This window comes from Ralstonia insidiosa, assembly GCF_008801405.1.
GTDB classification, from domain to species: domain Bacteria; phylum Pseudomonadota; class Gammaproteobacteria; order Burkholderiales; family Burkholderiaceae; genus Ralstonia; species Ralstonia insidiosa.
The window spans coordinates 2817707-2837328 of record NZ_VZPV01000001.1; the positions used below are offsets into that span (position 1 = coordinate 2817707).

Sequence of the window (19622 nt, forward strand, 5' to 3'; positions counted from 1 at the left end):
CAACGCCGGCGCGGTTTTTTGTTTTTACCGAGGGAAACCCGGATGCGATTCCACCGACTTTCCACCCCCGTTGCCACGATCCTGTGGGGCGTGCTGTATCTGGTTGCCGCCATCGTGTCGCACCGCCTGAACGGGCCGGTGGACATGACGGGCTATATCTGGCTGCCGGCGGGCGTGACCATGGCGGCCTTCATGCTGCGGCCGTACCGCGAATGGCCGGGGTTGGGTGCCGCTTTTGCCGTGGCGCAACTGGCGCTGGCCGCCATCGAGCACACCAATCCGGCGCACGCGATGCTCTTCGCGCTGGACGAGGTCGGCAGCTCGGCGCTGGCCGTGGCGCTGATCCGGCTGATGGGCGTGCCGCTTGAAGGGTTGTACTTCCTGCGCGCCATGCTAACGGCGGGCGCGATCAGCGGCATTGTCGGCGCGCTGTTCGGGGCGGCATGGTTTGCGTGGTCGCAGGGCGGCTCGTTCGGACACGTCTTCCGGGTCTGGGGCGCATCGGATTTCCTGGGCGTGCTGATTGTCACGCCAGTGCTGGCGGCCTGGTCGCGCTTTCGCGCATTCCGCTCGGGGGGGACCGATCGCACCGACTTCCTGCTCGGTCTGGTGGCCTTCATCGCGCTGGCCGTGTCGTCTTACGTGGTCTTCGATGGCAACAGCGCGGACAAGTTTGGCGATGGCATTGGCTTTGCGCTGACCTACGTCCCGCTGTTCTTTGCCGTGGTGGTGGCCCTGCTGTGGGGCGGGCGCGGCGGCTCGGTGGCGGTGCTGCTGCTGGCGCTGGTGGCGCTCACGCAAACGGCCGAAGGCGATGGCCCGTTTGCAGTGCTCGATCGCCACTACGGCCAATCGTTGCTGGAAACGCAGTTGTACCTGGGCGTTGCCGCACTACTGGTGCTGCTTGTGAGCGCGCTCAAGACGACGCGCGAGCAACTGCACGAGCAAAGCGCGCACTGGCAGAACCGCGTGGAGCTTGCACTGGCCGCATCCAGCCAGCTCGTCTACACCATCGACCCGGCCAGCGGCCGCATCGACTGGGGCGGCGACGTAACACTGGCCTTCGGGCATGACGCGCAAACCATGGCTTCGGTCTCCACCGTGCTGCAGCTCGTGCATCCGGACGACCGCGCCGGCTTGAGCGCTCGTTGGCTGGGCACGCCGGTATTCGACGATGAGGCTGTCCCGCCCGCACGCCGGCAAACGCTGCGCCTGACCGCACGCGACGGCACGTTGCATACAGTGGTGGATACCGGCGGGCCGCTGACGGACGCCGTGGGCAATACGGCGCTGGTGGCCGGTACCTGGTCGGTCGAGACGGCACTGTGACTACGCCGGCGCCCGGCAGCACGGCTGTGCTGCTGATCCATGGCCTGGGCGGTACGTCCTACGATCTGGGCGTGCTGCAGAAAGCGCTGCGCAACGCGGGCGCGGTGGCGCTCGCCCCCACCCTGCCCGGCCATGGCACGCGCCCGGAAGACCTGCTCGCCACACATGCCGAGGCGTGGCTCGATACGCTTGCGCAAACGTACAACCAACTCCTGGCCGAGCATGAAACGGTGCACATCGCTGGCATGTGCATGGGCGCGCTGCTGGCGCTGGTGCTGGCGCATCGCGTGCGACACGGCGTGGATCGCCCACAAGCCAGGCTGGCGCTGCTGGCCACGCCTATGTACATCGACGGCTGGTCGACGCCGTGGTACCGGGAGCTGCGTCACGCGGTGTACCGGATTCCCGGCATGGCCGCGCGCATGCGTGTGGAAGAAGACGAGCCCTTCGGCATCAAGAACCCGCTGTTGCGACGGATCATCAAGGCCAAGCTCGCGCGCGGCGACAGCTTCCACTATCCGTGGGTGCCGCTCACGTGCATTCGCGAAGTCGATCGGCTGCGCGCCAAGGCACATGCAGCCATGCGCACCACCCCCTGCGAGACGCTGATCATCCACGCCCGTGAAGACGAACTGACCAGCCTGCGTTCTGCCGAGACCCTGCAGGCCAACTTGCCGCATGCCCGCACCGTGGTGCTGGAAAACAGCTACCACATGATCTGCGTAGACAACGACCGTGATCAGGTCGCGGCCGAGCTGCTGGGCTTCTTCCAGTTCGACCCGGCGGCCGCCAGGCGTAAGGCCACAGCCGCCGCCGATTGAGCTAGTCAGGCCGCCGGCCCGGCCGTCTCGTGCTCGTGCGCCGCATCCAGCCGGCGCTGGCGCTCGCTGCCCTTGAACACGCGCCGCACCACCACAAAGAACACCGGCACCAGGAACACCGCCAACACCGTCGCCGTGATGATGCCGCCCAGCACACCCGTACCGATCGCGCGCTGGCTGGCGGATGCCGCCCCCGTTGCCATCGCCAGCGGCACCACGCCGAATGCAAACGCCAGCGAGGTCATCACGATCGGCCGGAAGCGCAGGCGCGCCGCCTCCAGCGTCGCCTCAATCAGCCCCATGCCCTGCGCCACCAGGTCCTTGGCGACTTCGATGATCAGGATCGCGTTCTTGGCTGACAAGCCGATCGTGGCGATCAGGCCGACCTTGAAGTAGATGTCGTTGGGCAGGAAACGCAGCGTGGCACCCAGCAGCGCACCGAGCACGCCCAGCGGCACGACCAGCATCACGGCCAGCGGAATCGACCAGCTTTCATACAACGCCGCCAGACACAGAAACACCACCAGGATCGACAACGCAAACAGCGCCGGCGCCTGCGCGCCCGACAAGCGCTCTTCGAACGATTGACCGGTCCACTCATAGCCAAAGCCGTCGGGCAGGTCGCGCACGATGGATTCCATGGCGGCCATCGCCTCACCCGAGCTGTGGCCGGGTGCGGGTGAGCCGCTGATCGACATGGCCGGGAAGCCGTTGTAGCGGTCCAGCTTGAGCGGCCCGACGATCCACTTGGCGGTGGTGAAGGCAGACAGCGGCACCATGGTGCCCGCTGCATTGCGCACGTGCATGCGACCAAGCTGTTCGACCGACACGCGCTGCTTGCCGTCAGCCTGCACGATCACGCGGCGCACCTGGTTGCGGTAGACGAAATCGCCCGCATAGTCGGAGCCGAACATCACGGCCAGCGTGCGATTGATGTCGTCAATCGACACGCCCATCGACAGCGCCTTCTTGCGGTCCACGTCGATCAGGATCTGTGGGGCATCACCCTGGCCGGCAAAGGTCACGTCCGACAGTGCCGGATGCTTGGCGGCCGCGGCCAGTACGTGGTCGCGCGCTTGCGCCAGGCGCTCGTAGCCGGCGCCGCCGCGATCTTGCAGACGCAGATCGAAGCCGGGCTTGCTGCCCAACTCCGGCAGCGCGGGCGAGTTCATCGCCATGACCATCGCGCCCTTGATCTTGCCGAACGCGGCATTGGCGCGAGCGACCACCGCATCGACGTGCTGGTCGTCACCCTTGCGGTGCTTCCACTCCTTGAGCGTGAGGAACAGCATGGCCGCGTTCTGCCCGTTGCCGTACAGGCTGAAGCCCGTGATGGCCAGCGTGGATGCAACAGCCGGCTCCTTGGTCATGAAGTACTGCTCGGCCTCGCGCACCACGTCGAGCGTCTGTGCCTGCGTGGCCCCCGTGGGCAGCATGACGACAGTCATGAACTCGCCGGTGTCCTCTTCCGGCAGGAAGGCGGTCGGTAAGCGCATGAACAACAGCACCACCACGCCGATGATCGCGCCATAGACAATCAGCGCGCGGCCGGTACGCGTCAGCAGCTTGGCGACACCACCTTGGTAACGCGCAGTCAATCGCCCGAAACCGCGGTTGAACGCGCCGAAGAAGCCCTTGCGCTCCGTGCTGTGCCCAGGCTCCACCGGCTTGAGCAACGTCGCACACAAGGCCGGCGTCAACGTCAGCGCCAGGAAGGCCGAGAACACCATCGACACCGCCAGCGACAACGAGAACTGCCGGTAGATGTTGCCCACCGCGCCGCCAAAGAACGCCATCGGCACGAACACCGCCGTCAGCACCAGCGAGATGCCGACGATGGCCCCGCTGATCTGGCGCATGGCCTTGGCCGTGGCATCGCGCGGCGAGAGCCCCTCTTCGTGCATGACGCGCTCAACGTTTTCCACCACCACGATGGCATCGTCAACGAGGATACCGATGGCGAGCACGAGGCCAAACAGCGTCAGCACGTTGATGGAAAAGCCCATCGGCAGCATCACCGCAAACGTGCCCAGCAGCGCAATCGGCACGACCAGCGTGGGGATGAGCGTGGCACGCAGGTTCTGCATGAACAGCACCATCACCAGGAACACCAGCACCACCGCTTCGAGCAGCGTCTTGACCACCTGCTCGATGGCGATGCCGACAAAGCGCGAGCTGTCGTACGCCACTTCGTAGCGCACGCCCGGCGGGAAATGGGCTTGCGCCTCGTCCAGCACTGCACGCACGCGCTTGGCCACACCCACCGCGTTGGCACCCGGCGCGAGCTTGATGCCGATGGTCGTGGCCGGCTTGCCGTTCATCCGTGAGAGGTACAGGTAGTCGCTACCGCCCAGCTCCACACGCGCCACATCGCGCAGCAGCATCATGCGGCCCTGCGCATCGGCACGCAGCGGAATCTGGCCGAACGCATCAGGCGTGGTCAGCCCATCGTCACCGGTGATGCTCGCGTTGATGGGCGCACTGCCCGGCACCGCCCCGCTGCCGATTTCCCCCACGGTGATGCGCGCGTTGTAACGGCGCACGGCATCGCTCAAGTCACCGGCGGTGAGGCCGAGCGCGGTGAGCTTGTCCGCATCGGGCCAGATGCGCATGGCGTATTCCGCATCGAACAACTGTGCGGTACCAACACCCGGCACGCGGCGCAGTTGCGGAATGAGGTCGGACGAGGCCAGATCACCCAGGTCGATACCGTCGAAGCGGCCACGCTCGGCCGTCAGCGACAGATACATCATGTAGTTCTCGGCCGCCTTCTCAATGCGGATGCCGTTGCGGCGCACGACTTCGGGCAGGCGTTCCTCGACGATCTTCAGGCGGTTCTGCACCTCCACCGCCGCCAGATCGGGGCTGGTGCCCTGCTTGAACGACAGGTTGATCGACACGTTGCCCGCCGCATCGGACGACGACGACATGTACAGCAGCCCCGGCGCCCCGTTCATCTCGCGCTCGATGATGGCCGTGACAGCGCTCTCCGCCGTGCGCGCAGACGCGCCCGGATAGTTGGCGTTGATGCTTACGTTGGGCGGCGCGATGTTCGGATACTGGGCCACCGGCAAGCTCGGCAGCGCAAGCAGGCCGGCCAGGATGATGGCCAGCGCAATCACCCAGGCAAAGACCGGGCGGTCGATAAAGAAACGTGCCATGGTCAGCCTTTGGTGCGCTCGGTCGGCTTGGTGTCAGCGGCACTATCGGTGACGCTACTGGCGTGCTTGGTGGCAGGCACCGGCTTGACGGCCATGCCGGCTTCCAGTGTTTGCATGCCGGGGATGGCAACACGCTCGCCGCCGGTCAGGCCGCTCGTCACGAGCCACTGATCGCCGGCCAACGTTTGCGCAGCCACGGGCTGCGCCGCCAGCGTGTTGTCGGCCTTCACCACGAACACGGTCGCGCCATGACGATCGCGCTGCAAGGCGCCCTTCGGAATCGTCACCGCGCCCTGCTGCACCGCGTGCGACAGCTTCACGCGGACGTACATGCCGGGCAGCAACAGGCCATCAGGGTTGGGCAGCACGGCCCGCATCGAGACGTTATCCGTCGCGCGGTCCACCGCCAGATCGGAGAACAGCAACTTGCCCGGGCGCTCGTAGGCCACGCCATCGCTCAGGATCACTTGCACGCCAATGTCCTGCCCCGTCAATGCAGCAGCCTGCCCTTTCTTCAGTGCGCGCTGCAAGGCAAGCACCTCGGCAGCAGGCTGGGCGAAGTCAACGTAGATCGGGTCGATCTGCTCGACCGTGGTGAGCGGCGTCGCGGCGTCTTCCTTGACCAGCGCGCCTTCGGTCACCTGCGCGCGGCGCGAGCGGCCACCAATGGGCGCGGTAACCGTGGCATAGCCCAGGCGCAGTTGCGCGGTCTCCAGCGCGGCACGGGCGGAAACCACATCGGCTGCGGCCTGACGCTCGGCGGATTGGGCTTCGGCGTATTCGAGTTCGCTCACGGCACGGGTGGCAGCCAGGCCCTTGTAGCGCGCGGCCTTGTCGTGGGCAATGGCGGCCTGCGCCTGCGCACGGGCAAGCGCACCCTGTGCGGCATCCACCTGCGCCTTGAGCGGTGCGGGATCGATGCGGAACAACACCTGGCCCGCCTTGACCACCTGCCCTTCTTCATAGGCGCGCTTGAGCACGATGCCATCGACGCGTGCGCGCACTTCTGCCGTGCGATACGGCTCGATACGGCCGGGCAACTCGGTCACCAGTGGCGCATCGGAGCGCTGCGCAACCGCAAACTCGACTTCCGGCGGGCCGGCAGGTTTGGCAGCCTCATCAGCGTGCTTGCTGCAGGCCACCAGCGCGCCGAACACACCTACGCAGAACAACCACCGGAACGAACGGGAACCCTGGGACAACACGGAGAACATCATGGGAAAGGGGGCTGGGCGCGTGCGCGCCCGAGATATTGAAAAAGCGAAGCGGAAGGCTAGCACGCAGCCCCGCTACGGCTTGGTCGATTGATTTCCCAATCTGATCAAGACCTTACGAAGCAGGCACTTCCCCAAGGCGCCTGCGTACATGCACTGCGTGAAGCGGCGTCAGAACACGCGCCCCAACTGCAGGTAGACGTTCCACACGCCCTGCGGCGCCAGTGCAAAACCGAAGTACAACGGCCCGATCGGGCTGTTACCGCCGACGAACACGCTGCCACTCTTCAGGTAACCGCCGCGACCGAAGTTGTTGCGCAACTGCCAGACGTTGCCCGCCTCTGCACTCGCGCCAAAGACCGGTGCGCGCAAACCCAGCAGATCATCCACGCGCAGGTCGTACAGATAGGTCAGACGGCCATACAGCAGGTACTGCCCGTTGAACTGGTCCTGCGCATAGGCAGAAAGGTGCTGGAAGCCACCAAGATAGAAACCCTCATTGGCGCCGTTACCACTGTTACCGCCGTTCTCCTGCGTCGGGCTGTTTGCGCCGAACTGCCCCGCTCCTTCCAGCGCAACGTTGAACGTGTGGCGCCCATAACTCGTCGCCCACAGGCCCTTGGCCTGGGCGATGTTGTACTTCTTGTCGGGCGAGCCGAAGCCTGCTTCCACGCTGCCGAACAGGTAGTAGCCCCTGCGCGGGAACAGCGCGTCGTCAAGCTGGTCCAGTGTGAGCTGCGCACGGAATGCCGGCTGAGTGGCCGTCAGGGATGGAAGATTGAGCGCATCCACGATGTCGCCGGAGTCATCCGTCACCAGCGACAGGTAGTTGTAGGTCGCGGTTTTTTTCACGTAGTTCACCCCCAGCCGCAGCTCGCCCTTGCGGCCCAGTGGGATGCCCATGTCGACACCGGCACGCGTCGTTTCGATGGTGAGACTGTTGAACGGTCTGGCGTCTTTGGTTGGTGGCTGATCGTCAAAGTACTGATCCGAGCGGCGGCGTGAATACTCTGCATAGGGCGCGATATAGAACCCCCGTGCCGGCCACAATGGCTGCCGCAGCTCGGTATGGATGCTCGCCCGGTTGCTGCCGAGCACGATGTCGTTGCGCCACTCCAACCCACTCTGCGTAAGCCATGGATAACGATGGCCAAGGTTGATGTTGAACGCGCCGCGCCCATCGAAGTTGGTCGACATGCCCAACCCAAACAGGAAGAACTGGTTGCCCCACGATTTCTCGTGCGCGTCGATCTTGAGCGTGTGCACACCGTTCTCTTCCACCAGACGCTGCGTCACGGTTTCAAAGTCGCCGGTCGTCGCCAGGGCCGACAGCTCGCGGTTGAGTTCTTCAGCGTTGTAAGGGTCGCCCTCGCGCACCTTGAGCAGCTGGCGCACGCGTGCCACCGGCACGCGGCCGCTGGTGGTCACGTCAATGGCATCGATGCGCGCATTCTCCGCCAGCACGCCCTGCGGCACGTGGGCGGCGCGGTAGGCCGCATAAGCCTGCGGCGAGATCGACAGCGCCGCCAGCTTGGCCTCGACGCCCCGCGCCGATTTCTCGCCCTGGGCCACACCCTGCGGGCCCTTGGCAAAGTCGGTGAACGACAACTCATTGAGCTGCGGTTCGATCAGCACGTCGCGCCCCCGCAACAGCGCCTTCTGCGCGCGCACGTTCTGGCCGACCAGGATGGTGATCATCTGCTGCGTCACCGCGGCCGGAGAGTCCAGGTCTTCCGGGCGCTGCAGGTCGGAGCCGATGTTGACGGCGATGATGATGTCCGCGCCCATGTCGCGCGCCAGCTGCACCGGCAGGTTGGCCACCAGGCCGCCGTCGACCAGCGTGCGCCCATCCACCTCGATCGGTGCAAACAGGCCGGGCACCGCCATGCTCGCGCGCATCGCCAACGGCAGCGAGCCGCGATCGAGGATCACCGGATCACCCGTCGCAAGGTCGGTTGCCATGGCCTTGAACGGAATCGGCAACTGCGAAAACTTGATGTTGTCGGGCCACTGCGCCGTCCAGTTCTTGAGCAGCGCCAGCAGGCGGTTGCCCTGCACCAGCCCGGCCGGCAGCTTGAGCTTGCCGTTGCCATAACCGGCAGACAGACCGATCGGATACTGAAAATCATCCTCACGCAGCGATTGGGGCAGCTTGGCGCGCTCGTTGCGGTCGAAGGCGATGTCGCTCAGGTCAACCTGGGTGAGCTTCTGCTCCAACGCATCGGCCCGCAGGCCGCTGGCATAAAGCCCGCCCACCACGGCACCCATGCTGGTGGCGGCAATCACGTCCACGGGAATCCGCATGCGCTCCAGCGTTTTCAGCACGCCGATATGCGCATAGCCGCGCGCCCCGCCGCCCGACAGCACAAGGCCGATGCGCGGGCGCGTGGATTCGCTTTTCTCGGGTGTCGATGCGGCGTCGGACGCCGTCTGGGCGCGCGCCGCTGGCGAGAATGCGATCAGCAAAACCAGCCCGGCAACGGCCAGGCGGCGCAGAGAGAGAGCCGTCAGGAAAGCCATGAAGGAAGGATCGATCGGGGCTGATTTGTTATCAAATGAAACTTTGCAGGCGCAATGATTCCACAACCCGGATTTACCCGGTGCAAATCCTGCGCACCGCACCAAGCCGCACAACATCGGGCGTCGCGCGCCGATGAATACTTTTCAGGTTGAAAGTGACAGAATATTGCGCAGACCCCGACACGCTTGTTCCTAAAATCCGCGTTCGCCTCGTTGATCTATCCAGACGCGGCCGCAAGAAGACGTTCGGTATCGCCAAGAACTGAAACGCCCAGAAACAGGAGGAGATCAAGATGTGGAATCAAGTCTATGACCCGCTCGGCAGTGCCGTGTGGTCAACCATCGCGGCCGGGGTACCGGTGGCCGTGCTGCTGTGTTCGCTGGCCTTCTTTCATATGCAGGCCCATCTGGCTGCGGGCCTGGCGCTGATTGTCGGCATCGGCATCGCGTCGTTCGTGTTTGGCATGCCGGCCGCCATGGCAGGCAAGGCAGCGGGCCTTGGCATCGTCTCCGGCCTGTTCCCGATCGGCTGGATCGTCCTCAACATCATCTTCCTGCACCGGCTCACCACCTTGAATGGGTCATTCAAGGTCTTGCAGAGCTCCATCTCGGGCATTACCGAAGACCGCCGCCTGCAACTGCTGCTGGTGGCGTTCAGCTTTGGCGCCTTCTTTGAAGGCGCAGCGGGCTTCGGCACGCCGGTGGCGGTCACGGGCGCCATCCTGATCGGCCTGGGCTTCTCACCGCTGGCGGCGTCTGGCCTGGCGCTGATCGCCAACACCGCGCCGGTGGCTTTCGGGGCATTGGGTGCGCCGCTCATCGGGCTGGCCTCGGTCACTGGGCTGGACTTGCTGAAGCTGTCGGCCATGGTGGGCCGCCAGTTGCCGTTCTTCTCGGTGCTGGTGCCGTTCTGGCTGATCTGGGCGTTTGCGGGCTTCCGCGGCATGCTGCAGATCTGGCCGGCGATCCTGGTGGCGGGCGTGTCGTTCGCCATTCCGCAGTTCCTGGTGTCGAACTTCCATGGCCCGTGGCTGGTGGATGTGATTGCGGCGCTGGTGTCGATGGGCTCGCTCACGCTGTTCCTGAAAGTGTGGAAGCCCAAGACCATCTGGACGTCGACGGCCCTGCGCAACCGTGAAGACAACTCCCGCGTCGATCCCGAAGCCGCCGCTGAAGCCCGCGAAGCCACCACTGCTACCGACGGCAAGATCAGCCGGATGCAAGCGTGGCTGCCGTGGGTGATCCTGACGGTATTCGTGTTCATCTGGGGCGTGCCGCAGTTCAAGGCGCTGGTCGACGGCATCTGGCAATTCAAGTTCCCGATTCCGGGGCTGGACAAGATGGTGGTCAAGGGCCCGCCGGTGGTCGCCAAGGAAACAAAGGAAGGCGCGGTGTTCCTCTTCAACGTGCTGTCGATGGCGGGTACGGGCATTCTGGTCTCGGCCGTCGTGGGCGGCCTGCTGATGGGCTATTCGATCCCACGCATGCTCAAGGAGTACTGGAACACCATCAAGCTCACGCGCTATTCGCTGCTGACCATCTGCGCGATGTTCGGCATTGGGTACCTGACCCGCTACTCGGGTCTGGACGCCACGCTGGGCCTGGCCTTTGCGCACACCGGCGTGCTGTATCCGCTGTTCGGCACGATGCTGGGCTGGCTGGGCGTGGCACTCACCGGTTCGGACACGGCATCGAACGTGCTGTTCGGCGGCCTGCAAAAGACCACCGCCGAGCAACTCGGCCTGCCGCCGCTGCTGATGGCGGCGGCCAACAGTTCGGGCGGCGTGATGGGCAAGATGATCGATGCGCAGTCCATCGTGGTGGCCTCCACCGCCACCAAGTGGTACGGCCACGAGGGCGACATCCTGCGCTACGTGTTCTTCCACTCGATTGCACTGGCCTTCCTGGTGGGGCTGATGATCACGCTGCAGGCATACGTGGAGCCGTTCACGCACATGGTCGTGCATTGAAGACCCGGCGCTATCAGCACAAGAAGCCGCTCAAACCGAGCGGCTTTTTTTGTGCCGCCGCCAGCAACTGAGACCGCCAATGGACTTGGAACACGCCGCATTCTTCACCCCGAATGCCCAGGCTCGGGCAAGGGTTCTTTCGCGCGCGTATGATGGATCGCTCTTCCGCGCACGTCCCGCCCTGGGGCGTCGGTCCCTTCCTCCCGATCCGACATGCTGCTGCGCCGCCTGGAAAAGCTCGTTGACCCGTTCCGTCCCCTGCCCGACACCCAGCCTCCGGGCGACGTCTGGCGCTTCTACGCCTACTTCCTGCGCGAGGTGCGCGGCGTGTTCGCGCTCCTGCTGCTCGTGGGGCTGCTGGGCGCGTTGATCGAGGTCGCGCTGTTCGACTTCCTCGGCCGCATCGTCGACATGATCCAGACGACGCCCGGGGCAGCATTCTTCGCCCGCCATCGCAGCGAACTGCTGTGGATGGCCTTTGTCGCACTGATCGCCCGGCCGGTCATCTTTGGTCTGCACGATGTGCTGGTGCATCAGGTCATCAACCCGAACCTGTCGAACCTGATCCGCTGGCAGAACCACCGCTACGTGCTCAAGCAGAGCCTGACGTTCTTCCAGAACGACTTTGCCGGCCGCATTGCCCAGCGCATCATGCAGACCGGCTTTTCACTGCGCGATTCGGCCGTGCAATCGGTGGATGCGCTCTGGCACGTGCTGATCTACTCGGTCAGCGCGCTGGTGCTGTTTGCCAAGGCGGACTGGTGGCTGGTGGTGCCGCTGCTGGTGTGGATCGGCTGCTACATCGCCGCACTGAGCTATTTCGTGCCGCGCGTGAAGGCGCGCTCGGTCATCGCCTCGGAGTCGCGCTCCAAGCTGATGGGCCGCATTGTTGACGGCTACACCAACATCACCACGCTCAAGCTGTTCGCGCACACGCAGCACGAAGAAACCTATGCGCGCGATGCGATGGCCGAGCAGACCGACAAGACGCGCCTCTCGGGCCGCATGATCAGCGGTATGGATTTCACCATTACTGCCATGAACGGTCTGCTGATTGCGGGCACGACGGCACTCGCGCTGTGGCTGTGGAGTGAGGGCCGCGTGAGCGCCGGCACCATCGCGCTGACCACGGGGTTGGTGATCCGCATCAACAACATGTCGGGCTGGATCATGTGGGTGGTCAACGGCATCTTCGAGAACGTCGGGCAGGTGCAGGACGGCATGCAGACCATCGCCCTGCCGCGCACGGTGACGGACCGCCCCGATGCCAAACCGCTGCACGTCACACGCGGCGAAGTGCGCTTCGAGCAAGTGGGCTTTCACTACGGCAAGGGCAGCGGCGTGATCGAAGGGCTGGATCTCGTCGTACGCCCTGGCGAGCGCATCGGCCTGGTCGGCCCGTCGGGTGCGGGCAAGTCGACGCTGGTCAACCTGCTGCTGCGCCTGTACGACGTGGAGCGCGGCCGCATTCTGGTGGACGGCCAGGACATTGCCGTCGTCACACAAGAGAGCCTGCGCGCGCAAGTCGGCATGGTCACGCAGGATACGTCGCTGCTGCATCGCTCCATTCGCGACAACCTGCGCTACGGCAAACCCGACAGCACCGAAGCGGAACTGATGGAAGCCGTGCGCCGCGCACGCGCGGATGAGTTCATCCCGCACCTGTCGGATGCGCAAGGCCGACGCGGCTTTGATGCGCTGGTCGGCGAGCGTGGTGTGAAGCTCTCGGGCGGCCAGCGCCAGCGCATTGCCATTGCGCGTGTGCTGCTCAAGGATGCGCCGATCCTGATCCTGGACGAAGCCACGTCAGCGCTGGATTCAGAAGTGGAAGCCGCCATCCAGGAAAGCCTGGAAACGCTGATGCAAGGCAAGACGGTGATTGCGATTGCGCACCGGCTCTCGACCATCGCGCGCATGGACCGGCTGGTGGTGCTCGACGGCGGCCGCATTGTCGAGAGCGGCACGCACGCCGAACTGCTGGAACGCGGCGGTCTGTACGCCCGCCTGTGGGCGCACCAGACCGGTGGTTTTGTCGGGGTGGACTGAGCCTTACGATAGCCGGCGCCCAAGCGTTTCCGGCACCATCGCCAGGCCGATCAGCGACACCAGCCCGCACCCGATCACATACAGCGCGGGTGCGTTCGCATTGCCGGTCAGGTGGATCAGCTCGGTCGAGAAGAACTGCGCGAAGCCGCCAAAGATGGCGATGGCAACGCAGTAGGCAATCGACAGTCCGGTGGCGCGCAGCCGCTGCGGCAGCACCTCGCTGACGAGCACCATCGACGCCGGCGAGGTCATCGACATCGGCACCGACAGGCAGCCCACCACGATCAGCAGCCGCGCGAGCGAGGGCTCGGCGTTGATCAGTGCGAACGCCGGATAGACCATGACCAGCAGCGCCACGCGCGACCACAGCACCACCTTGCGGCGTCCGACCTGATCTGCGAGCCAGCCCGCGAACGGTGACAGCAGCACCTGCACCACGGAAGCGACGCACGCCGCCCAGATGCCCAGCGACAGCGGCATGTGCAGCACGCTGACGGCGTAATTGCTGAGGTAGTAGACGATGATGTACGTCGACGAGGCCACGCCGATCATCAGCAGGATGCTCGCCACCAGCGCGCGGCGGTGTTCGCGCAGCAGCGGCAGCGTTGCATCGGCTTCATGCGTGCTCGACGGCGCGGCGGTCTCTTCCAGACGGCGGCGGATGATGAGGCCGACCGGGATCACGAGAATGCCGATCAGGAATGCGACCCGCCAGCCCCACGACTCCAGCTGCGCCGGCGCCAGCACGTTGCTCAGCAGCAGGCCCACCAGCGCGCCGAACAGCGCGGCCAGCCCCTGGCTGAATGGCTGCCAGCTCGTGTAGAAGCCGCGCGAACGGTCGTCCGCGTATTCGAGCAGCAGTGCGGTCGAGGCACCCATCTCGCCGCCGATGGCAAAGCCCTGCACGAGCCGCGCGAGCACCACCAGCACTGGCGCCATGATGCCGATCTGCGCATACGTCGGCGTCACCACGAAGATCAGCGACGACAGGCCCATCAACCACAGCGTGAGCGCCACGGCCGGCTTTCGGCCTGCGCGGTCGGCGTACATGCCGATCAGCAGGCCGCCGAGCGGCCGCATCAGAAAGCCCACGCCAAACGTGGCGAACGACATCAGCAACTGGCCCGTGGCATTGCCGACCGGGAAGTACAGCCGGCCGATCAGCGTGGCAAAGAAACTGTAGACCACGAAGTCATAGAACTCGAGGCCATTGCCGATGGTGATGGCGGCAATCGCGCGTGGACGTGACAGAGGACGCGCGTGCGCCGCTGCGGGCGCGCCGGCTGTCCTGCCGTACGACGGGGCGGTGGTGTCGTTGGACATGGGTGTGGTCTCCGTATTGATTATTTTTGGGGCGGCTGGCTGGCTCAGACCCCGCTCGCCTCTTCCGCCAGCGCACCCGTGGCGGTCGGCTTGACGCGGAGGTACCACGCAGCCGACACCAGCGCAACCCAGCCTGCGCCAACGTACAGCGCCACGCGGGTGTCTTCCATGTAGCCCAGCACACCGATCACGAACATCATGAAGGCGATGGCGAGTGCCGGACCGACCGGCCACAGCGGCACCTTGAACTTGAGCGCGTGCACTTCCTCGGCCGACAAGCGGCGGCGCATGGCCACCTGCGAGAGCAGGATCATCAGCCACACCCACACCGTCGCGAAGGTGGCAATGGACGCGATGATCAGGAACACGTTCTCGGGAATCAGGTAGTTCAAGACCACGCCGCCCAGCAACGCGCCGGCCATGGTCAGCACCGTCACCCAGGGCACACCGTGGCGGGACGTTGCGGCAAAGATGCGCGGCGCCTGGCCCTGCTCGGCCATGCCGTACATCATGCGGCCCGCGCCAAAGATGTTGCTGTTGATAGCCGAGATGGCTGCCGAGATGACAATCAGGTTGAGGATCGCCGCGGCAGACTTGATGCCCAGGCCGGAGAAGATCTGCACGAACGGGCTGCCCTGGCCACCGATGCCGGTCCACGGGAAGATCGCCATCAGCACGCACATCGTCAGCACATAGAACAGCAGGATGCGCGCGGGCACGGCGTTGATCGCCTTGGGGATGACCTTCTCGGGGTTCTGCGCTTCACCACCGGTGATGCCGATGATCTCGACGCCGCCGTAGGCAAACATCACCACCGCAAGCGAGGCGACGAGGCCACCTACACCGTGCGGCAGGAAGCCGCCGTGCGCCCACAGGTTGCTCAGGCCGGGCGCCTGCTCGCCGTTCATCTGTACGCCGAGGAACAGGATTGCGATGCCGCCGACGATCATCGCGCCAATCGCCACGATCTTGATCAGTGCGAGCCAGAACTCCATCTCGCCGAACACCTTGACGTTGCACAGGTTCAGCGCGCAGATCAGCATGACGATGCCGAGCACCCAGATCCACTGCGGCACATCGGGAAACCAGAAACCCATGTAGATGCCGAAGGCCGTCACGTCTGCCAGACAGACGATCACCATTTCGAGGATGTACGTCCACCCCGTGAGGAAACCGGCGAGCGGCCCGAGGTTGTCGCGCGCATAGCGCCCGAACGAGCCGGAGACGGGCTGGCGCACCGCCATTTCGCCCAGCGCGCGCATCACCATGTACACGGCCGCGCCACCGAGGATGTACGCCAGGATCACAGCCGGCCCCGCCAGTTGGATGGCCGATGCAGACCCATAGAAGAGGCCCGTGCCGATGGCCGAACCGAGCGCGAGAAAGCGGATATGCCGCGCGCGCAGGTTGCGTTGAAGGTGTTCCAATCTGTCTCCTGTCCTGTCTGGGTAAGCAAGGTGGCCTTTGGGGCGTACCGCTGCGGCATGCGGATCTTCGTCCGCTTGACGCCAGTGCGGCGCGGCTCGGACACGCGACAGCACGCGCGCCGAAGCATAGCCACCATATCTAAGCAACATCGCAATAATTCGTATACTCTTGTATATACAATACGAGTTGCACTAGGGTGTTCCCGAGGTTTCGAGAATAGGAAGCACAGCGCACCTGATTTCTCGGATCACGCGCCATGAAAAAAGGCGAACCCAGTTCGCCTTTGTGATCACCTGCGGCGCCGATGCATCGCGCCCGCCCTTAGACGCTAGACCCAGCCCAGCCCGCCCACGAGCGCGCCAAGCCCCACCAGCAACAGCGGATGCACACGTGTGAAGGTGCAGGCCAGCACCGTCGCTACCGTCAGCACGATGGTGCCGATGCTGTGATCTGCACCGCGCGTCAGCACCCAGCCGGTTGCGAACATCAGGCCGATGGTCAGCGGCGCGAGGCCACGTCGGATAAGCGTGACCCAGCGCGCATCGGGTGCGCGGTCCATGACGCGAGCGATCACACCCGCAATCACGCAGGACGGCCCGCAGATGCCCACCAGGGCGACGATCGCACCGCCCAACCCAGCGGACTGCCAGCCGAACAGCTCGACAAACAGCACGTTCGGCCCCGGTGCAGCCTGCGAGATGGCATACATGGCGCTCAACTGCTCGCTGGTCATGTAGTGTCGCGTGTCGACCAGGAAGCGATGCATGTCGGGCAGCGTTGAGCTGGCCCCACCAATGGCGAGAAACGACAGCGTCAGGAAGTGCCAGAACAGGTCGAACAGCGTGGTGAGGTAGGTCATCGCGTTGCCCTCCACTCCAGCACGAGCGCCAGCGGAATCAGCACCAGCATGACCGGCAGCAGCGGCCATTGCAGCACGCCAATCGCCAGGAACACCGCTAAGCCAATGCCGATGGCGCGCCACGTGCGCGACTGCCCTTGCGCCAGCCGGATCGCCGTCGACAGCACCAGCCCCGCCGCCACCGCCGCCATGCCCTTGAGCAGGTTCTGCACCAGGGACAGCGCGCTGAAGTGGTCGTACAGCATGACGATCAACAGCAGCAGTACCGCAGGCACAACCACCAGACCGGACATGGCCGCAGCCGCCCCGCGCACGCCGTGGTAGCGGTAGCCGAGCATCACCGAGAGGTTGACGACGTTCGGGCCGGGCAGCACCTGGCCCAGGCTCAGGAGTTCAGCAAACTCAGCGTTGGTGAGCCAGCCATTGCGGTCGACGATGCCCGCGCGCGCAAATGGCAGCACGCCGCCGAAGCCTGACAACCCCATGCGCGCAAACTCGGTGAAGAGCTTGCTGCAGGAGGGAACGTTTGCTGCGGGGGCCGCAGCGTCGTTGTCAGGCTCGGCGCTCAGGTCGGTCATTGATTCAGGCGACGAATCAAGCAGCTTCTGGCGCAGGCTTGGGCAGCGACAGCTTCGGCTCGCGCAGCTTGGGCTCCAGCGTCTTGCCCTTGCGTGCGCGCTTACCGGCGTACGCTTCTTGCGCGCGGGTCGTCATGGTCTGCTCGACCGCCTTGCCGCCACGCGGGCCAGTGCCCGAGAGCACGAAGCCGGCTGCACCGAAGGCCAGTGCCTGGAGCAGCGTTTCGTTCTTCTCCAGCTCCATCAGGATCACGCCACGGCCGCCGCTGGCAAGCGTTTTCAGCTCGCTGATCTGGAACAGCAGCATGCGCCCGCCTTCCGACAGACAAGCCACACCGTATGCGTCTTCCGGTACGGGTGCCGGCTTGTTGGGTTGGTCGCCCTCATCCAGCGTCAGGAACGCCTTGCCGGCCTTCTGGCGGCCGACCATGTCGCTCACCTTGGCCATGAAGCCGTTGCCGCCGCGCGTGGAGATCACCAGGTTCTGCTCGGCATGGCCAGCGAACGTGTGGGCGATATGCGTGCCCGGTGCCAGTTCGATCAGCGTGGTCAGCGGCACACCGTCGCCACGGCCGCCCGGCAGATTCGCCACGGCCACGGAGTAGACGCGGCCCGTACCCTTGTCGTCGCGCGTGCCGAAGATCAGCAGCGCATCGGTCGTGCGACATTCAAACGTGTCGTACAGCGTATCGCCCGCCTTGAAGCCGAATTGCGTGGCGTCGTGGCCATGACCCTGGCGCGTGCGCACCCAACCCTTCTGCGAGACGACCACCGTGACGGGCTCGTCGATGACCTTCACCTCGGCAGCGGCACGGCGCTCTTCCTGGATGAGGGTGCGGCGGTCGTCGCCGTATTGCTTCGCGTCGGTCTCGATCTCCTTGATGATGCGACGGCGCATCATGGTCTCGGACTTCAGCAGCACGTCCAGCTCGGACTGCTCTTCGCGCAGGTTCTTCAGTTCCTGCTCGATCTTGATGGCTTCCAGGCGCGCGAGTTGACGCAGGCGGATTTCCAGGATGTCTTCCGCCTGGCGATCGCTCAGGTTGAAGGCCTGGATGAGCGCCGCCTTGGGCTCGTCGCTCTCGCGGATGATGCGAATCACGTCCTCGATGCGCAGCAGCACCATCTGCCGGCCTTCGAGGATGTGGATACGGTCTTCCACCTTGCCCAGGCGATGGCGCGTACGGCGCGTGACCGTGGCAAAGCGGTAGCTGATCCACTCGCGCAGGATCTCGGCCAGACCTTTCTGCCGCGGCCGGCCATCCATGCCGATCATCACCAAGTTGATGGAGGCACCCTGCTCCAGCGACGTATGCGCCAGCAGCGAATTGGCAAACTCCTGCTGGTCAATGTTCTTGCTCTTGGGTTCGAACACCAGGCGCACCGGGGCATCCTTGCCCGATTCATCGCGCACCGCATCCAGCAGGCCGAGCATGGTCTGCTTCATGGTGAGCTGATCCGGCGACAGCGACTTCTTGCCCGTGCGCACCTTCGGATTGGTCAGCTCTTCAATCTCCTCCAGCACCTTCTGCGACGAGGTGTTGGGCGGCAGTTCGTTGACCACCAGTTGCCACTGGCCGCGTGCGAGCTCTTCGATCTTCCAGCGCGCGCGCACCTTCAGGCTGCCGCGGCCGGTTTCGTACACCTGCGCGATGTCCGCCGGCGACGAGATGATCTGCCCGCCGCCCGGATAGTCCGGACCCGGCATGTACTGCATCAGGTCGGTGCTGGTGAGCTTGTCGTCGCGGATGAGCGCCACAGCGGCGGTGGCTACTTCGCGCAGGTTGTGCGACGGGATTTCCGTGGCCATGCCCACCGCGATGCCCGATGCGCCGTTGAGCAGCACGAACGGCAAGCGCGCCGGCAGCAGCTTCGGCTCGTCCATTGAGCCGTCGTAGTTGGGGACGAAATCGGCCGTGCCCTGGTCCAGTTCTTCGAGCAGCATGCGCGAGATGGGCGTCAGGCGCGCTTCCGTGTACCGCATCGCCGCCGCACCGTCGCCGTCGCGCGAGCCAAAGTTGCCTTGGCCGTCGATCAACGGGTAGCGCAGCGAGAAATCCTGCGCCAGACGCACCAGCGCGTCGTAGGCGGATTGGTCACCGTGCGGGTGGAATTTACCCAGCACGTCGCCCACCACGCGGGCCGACTTGACGGGCTTCGCGTCAGAGCGCAGGCCCATCTCATGCATCGCAAACAGGATGCGGCGCTGCACCGGCTTCTGGCCGTCGGCCACCTCGGGTAGTGCGCGGCCCTTGACCACGCTGACGGCGTAGTCGAGGTAGGCGCGCTCGGCATAGGCGCCAAGCGTGAGCGCTTCGGCCGGCTCGCTAGGGTCGAAGAGGATGTCTTGTTGTTCCATGGAAGCTCAAGCGA

General features: G+C 65.0%; 12 protein-coding genes. 4 read left to right on the plus strand and 8 right to left on the minus strand.

The features are described 5' to 3' along the window. Positions 1-42 precede the first annotated feature (42 nt). Together F7R11_RS13395 and F7R11_RS13400 are read left to right on the plus strand one after the other, a co-directional pair. A complete protein-coding gene (locus F7R11_RS13395; RefSeq protein ID WP_021195448.1) occupies positions 43-1329 on the plus strand; it encodes an MASE1 domain-containing protein in 1287 nt (428 codons plus the stop codon). Then, positions 1326-2150 (plus strand): alpha/beta hydrolase, encoded by an 825-nt coding sequence (locus F7R11_RS13400; RefSeq protein ID WP_064804143.1) that lies wholly within the window; start codon positions 1326-1328, stop codon positions 2148-2150. Before F7R11_RS13395 ends, F7R11_RS13400 begins: the two co-directional genes overlap by 4 nt. A gap of 5 nt (positions 2151-2155) precedes the next feature. Here F7R11_RS13400 and F7R11_RS13405 read toward each other — a convergent pair whose 3' ends face one another. The 3 genes from F7R11_RS13405 to F7R11_RS13415 all read right to left on the minus strand — a co-directional run bounded on the left by F7R11_RS13405 (position 2156) and on the right by F7R11_RS13415 (position 9045). Further along, on the minus strand, positions 2156-5311 hold the full coding sequence (locus F7R11_RS13405) for an efflux RND transporter permease subunit (RefSeq protein ID WP_064804146.1): 3156 nt from the start codon (positions 5309-5311) through the stop codon (positions 2156-2158). Positions 5312-5313: 2 nt separating this feature from the next. Further along, positions 5314-6528 (minus strand): efflux RND transporter periplasmic adaptor subunit, encoded by a 1215-nt coding sequence (locus tag F7R11_RS13410; RefSeq protein ID WP_231973089.1) that lies wholly within the window; start codon positions 6526-6528, stop codon positions 5314-5316. Positions 6529-6696: 168 nt separating this feature from the next. Then, entirely contained in the window at positions 6697-9045 is a 2349-nt protein-coding gene (locus F7R11_RS13415) for a patatin-like phospholipase family protein (protein WP_064804148.1), read from the minus strand. A gap of 293 nt (positions 9046-9338) precedes the next feature. Between F7R11_RS13415 and F7R11_RS13420 the strand changes: the two genes are divergently transcribed. Together F7R11_RS13420 and F7R11_RS13425 are read left to right on the plus strand one after the other, a co-directional pair. After that, a complete protein-coding gene (locus tag F7R11_RS13420; RefSeq protein ID WP_021195453.1) occupies positions 9339-11015 on the plus strand; it encodes an L-lactate permease in 1677 nt (558 codons plus the stop codon). Between the two features lie 213 nt (positions 11016-11228). Continuing rightward, a complete protein-coding gene (locus F7R11_RS13425; protein WP_064804150.1) occupies positions 11229-13061 on the plus strand; it encodes an ABC transporter ATP-binding protein in 1833 nt (610 codons plus the stop codon). Positions 13062-13064: 3 nt separating this feature from the next. On the opposite strand, the gene F7R11_RS13430 is transcribed toward F7R11_RS13425, so the two are convergent. From F7R11_RS13430 to parC, 5 genes are all read right to left on the minus strand, one after another. Beyond that, entirely contained in the window at positions 13065-14384 is a 1320-nt protein-coding gene (locus F7R11_RS13430) for an MFS transporter (protein ID WP_064804152.1), read from the minus strand. 44 nt (positions 14385-14428) lie between these two features. Next, entirely contained in the window at positions 14429-15811 is a 1383-nt protein-coding gene (locus F7R11_RS13435) for an amino acid permease (protein ID WP_064804154.1), read from the minus strand. Positions 15812-16140: 329 nt separating this feature from the next. After that, complete coding sequence (locus F7R11_RS13440) at positions 16141-16671, minus strand: chromate transporter (protein WP_064804156.1); 531 nt, start codon at positions 16669-16671, stop codon at positions 16141-16143. Next, positions 16668-17249, minus strand: coding sequence for a chromate transporter (locus F7R11_RS13445; RefSeq protein ID WP_064804158.1), 582 nt, complete (start codon positions 17247-17249; stop codon positions 16668-16670). Before F7R11_RS13445 ends, F7R11_RS13440 begins: the two co-directional genes overlap by 4 nt. Positions 17250-17265: 16 nt before the next feature. Then, positions 17266-19608 (minus strand): DNA topoisomerase IV subunit A, encoded by a 2343-nt coding sequence (gene parC / locus F7R11_RS13450; protein WP_064804160.1) that lies wholly within the window; start codon positions 19606-19608, stop codon positions 17266-17268. Positions 19609-19622 lie beyond the last annotated feature (14 nt).

Coding starts and splice junctions, on each gene's coding strand:
- F7R11_RS13395 (WP_021195448.1), top strand. CDS start 43: ATGCGATTCCACCGACTTTCCACCCCCGTTGCCACGATCCTGTGGGGC.
- F7R11_RS13405 (WP_064804146.1), bottom strand. CDS start 5,311: ATGGCACGTTTCTTTATCGACCGCCCGGTCTTTGCCTGGGTGATTGCG.
- F7R11_RS13410 (WP_231973089.1), bottom strand. CDS start 6,528: ATGATGTTCTCCGTGTTGTCCCAGGGTTCCCGTTCGTTCCGGTGGTTG.
- F7R11_RS13415 (WP_064804148.1), bottom strand. CDS start 9,045: ATGGCTTTCCTGACGGCTCTCTCTCTGCGCCGCCTGGCCGTTGCCGGG.
- F7R11_RS13420 (WP_021195453.1), top strand. CDS start 9,339: ATGTGGAATCAAGTCTATGACCCGCTCGGCAGTGCCGTGTGGTCAACC.
- F7R11_RS13425 (WP_064804150.1), top strand. CDS start 11,229: ATGCTGCTGCGCCGCCTGGAAAAGCTCGTTGACCCGTTCCGTCCCCTG.
- F7R11_RS13430 (WP_064804152.1), bottom strand. CDS start 14,384: ATGTCCAACGACACCACCGCCCCGTCGTACGGCAGGACAGCCGGCGCG.
- F7R11_RS13440 (WP_064804156.1), bottom strand. CDS start 16,671: ATGACCTACCTCACCACGCTGTTCGACCTGTTCTGGCACTTCCTGACG.
- F7R11_RS13445 (WP_064804158.1), bottom strand. CDS start 17,249: ATGACCGACCTGAGCGCCGAGCCTGACAACGACGCTGCGGCCCCCGCA.
- parC (WP_064804160.1), bottom strand. CDS start 19,608: ATGGAACAACAAGACATCCTCTTCGACCCTAGCGAGCCGGCCGAAGCG.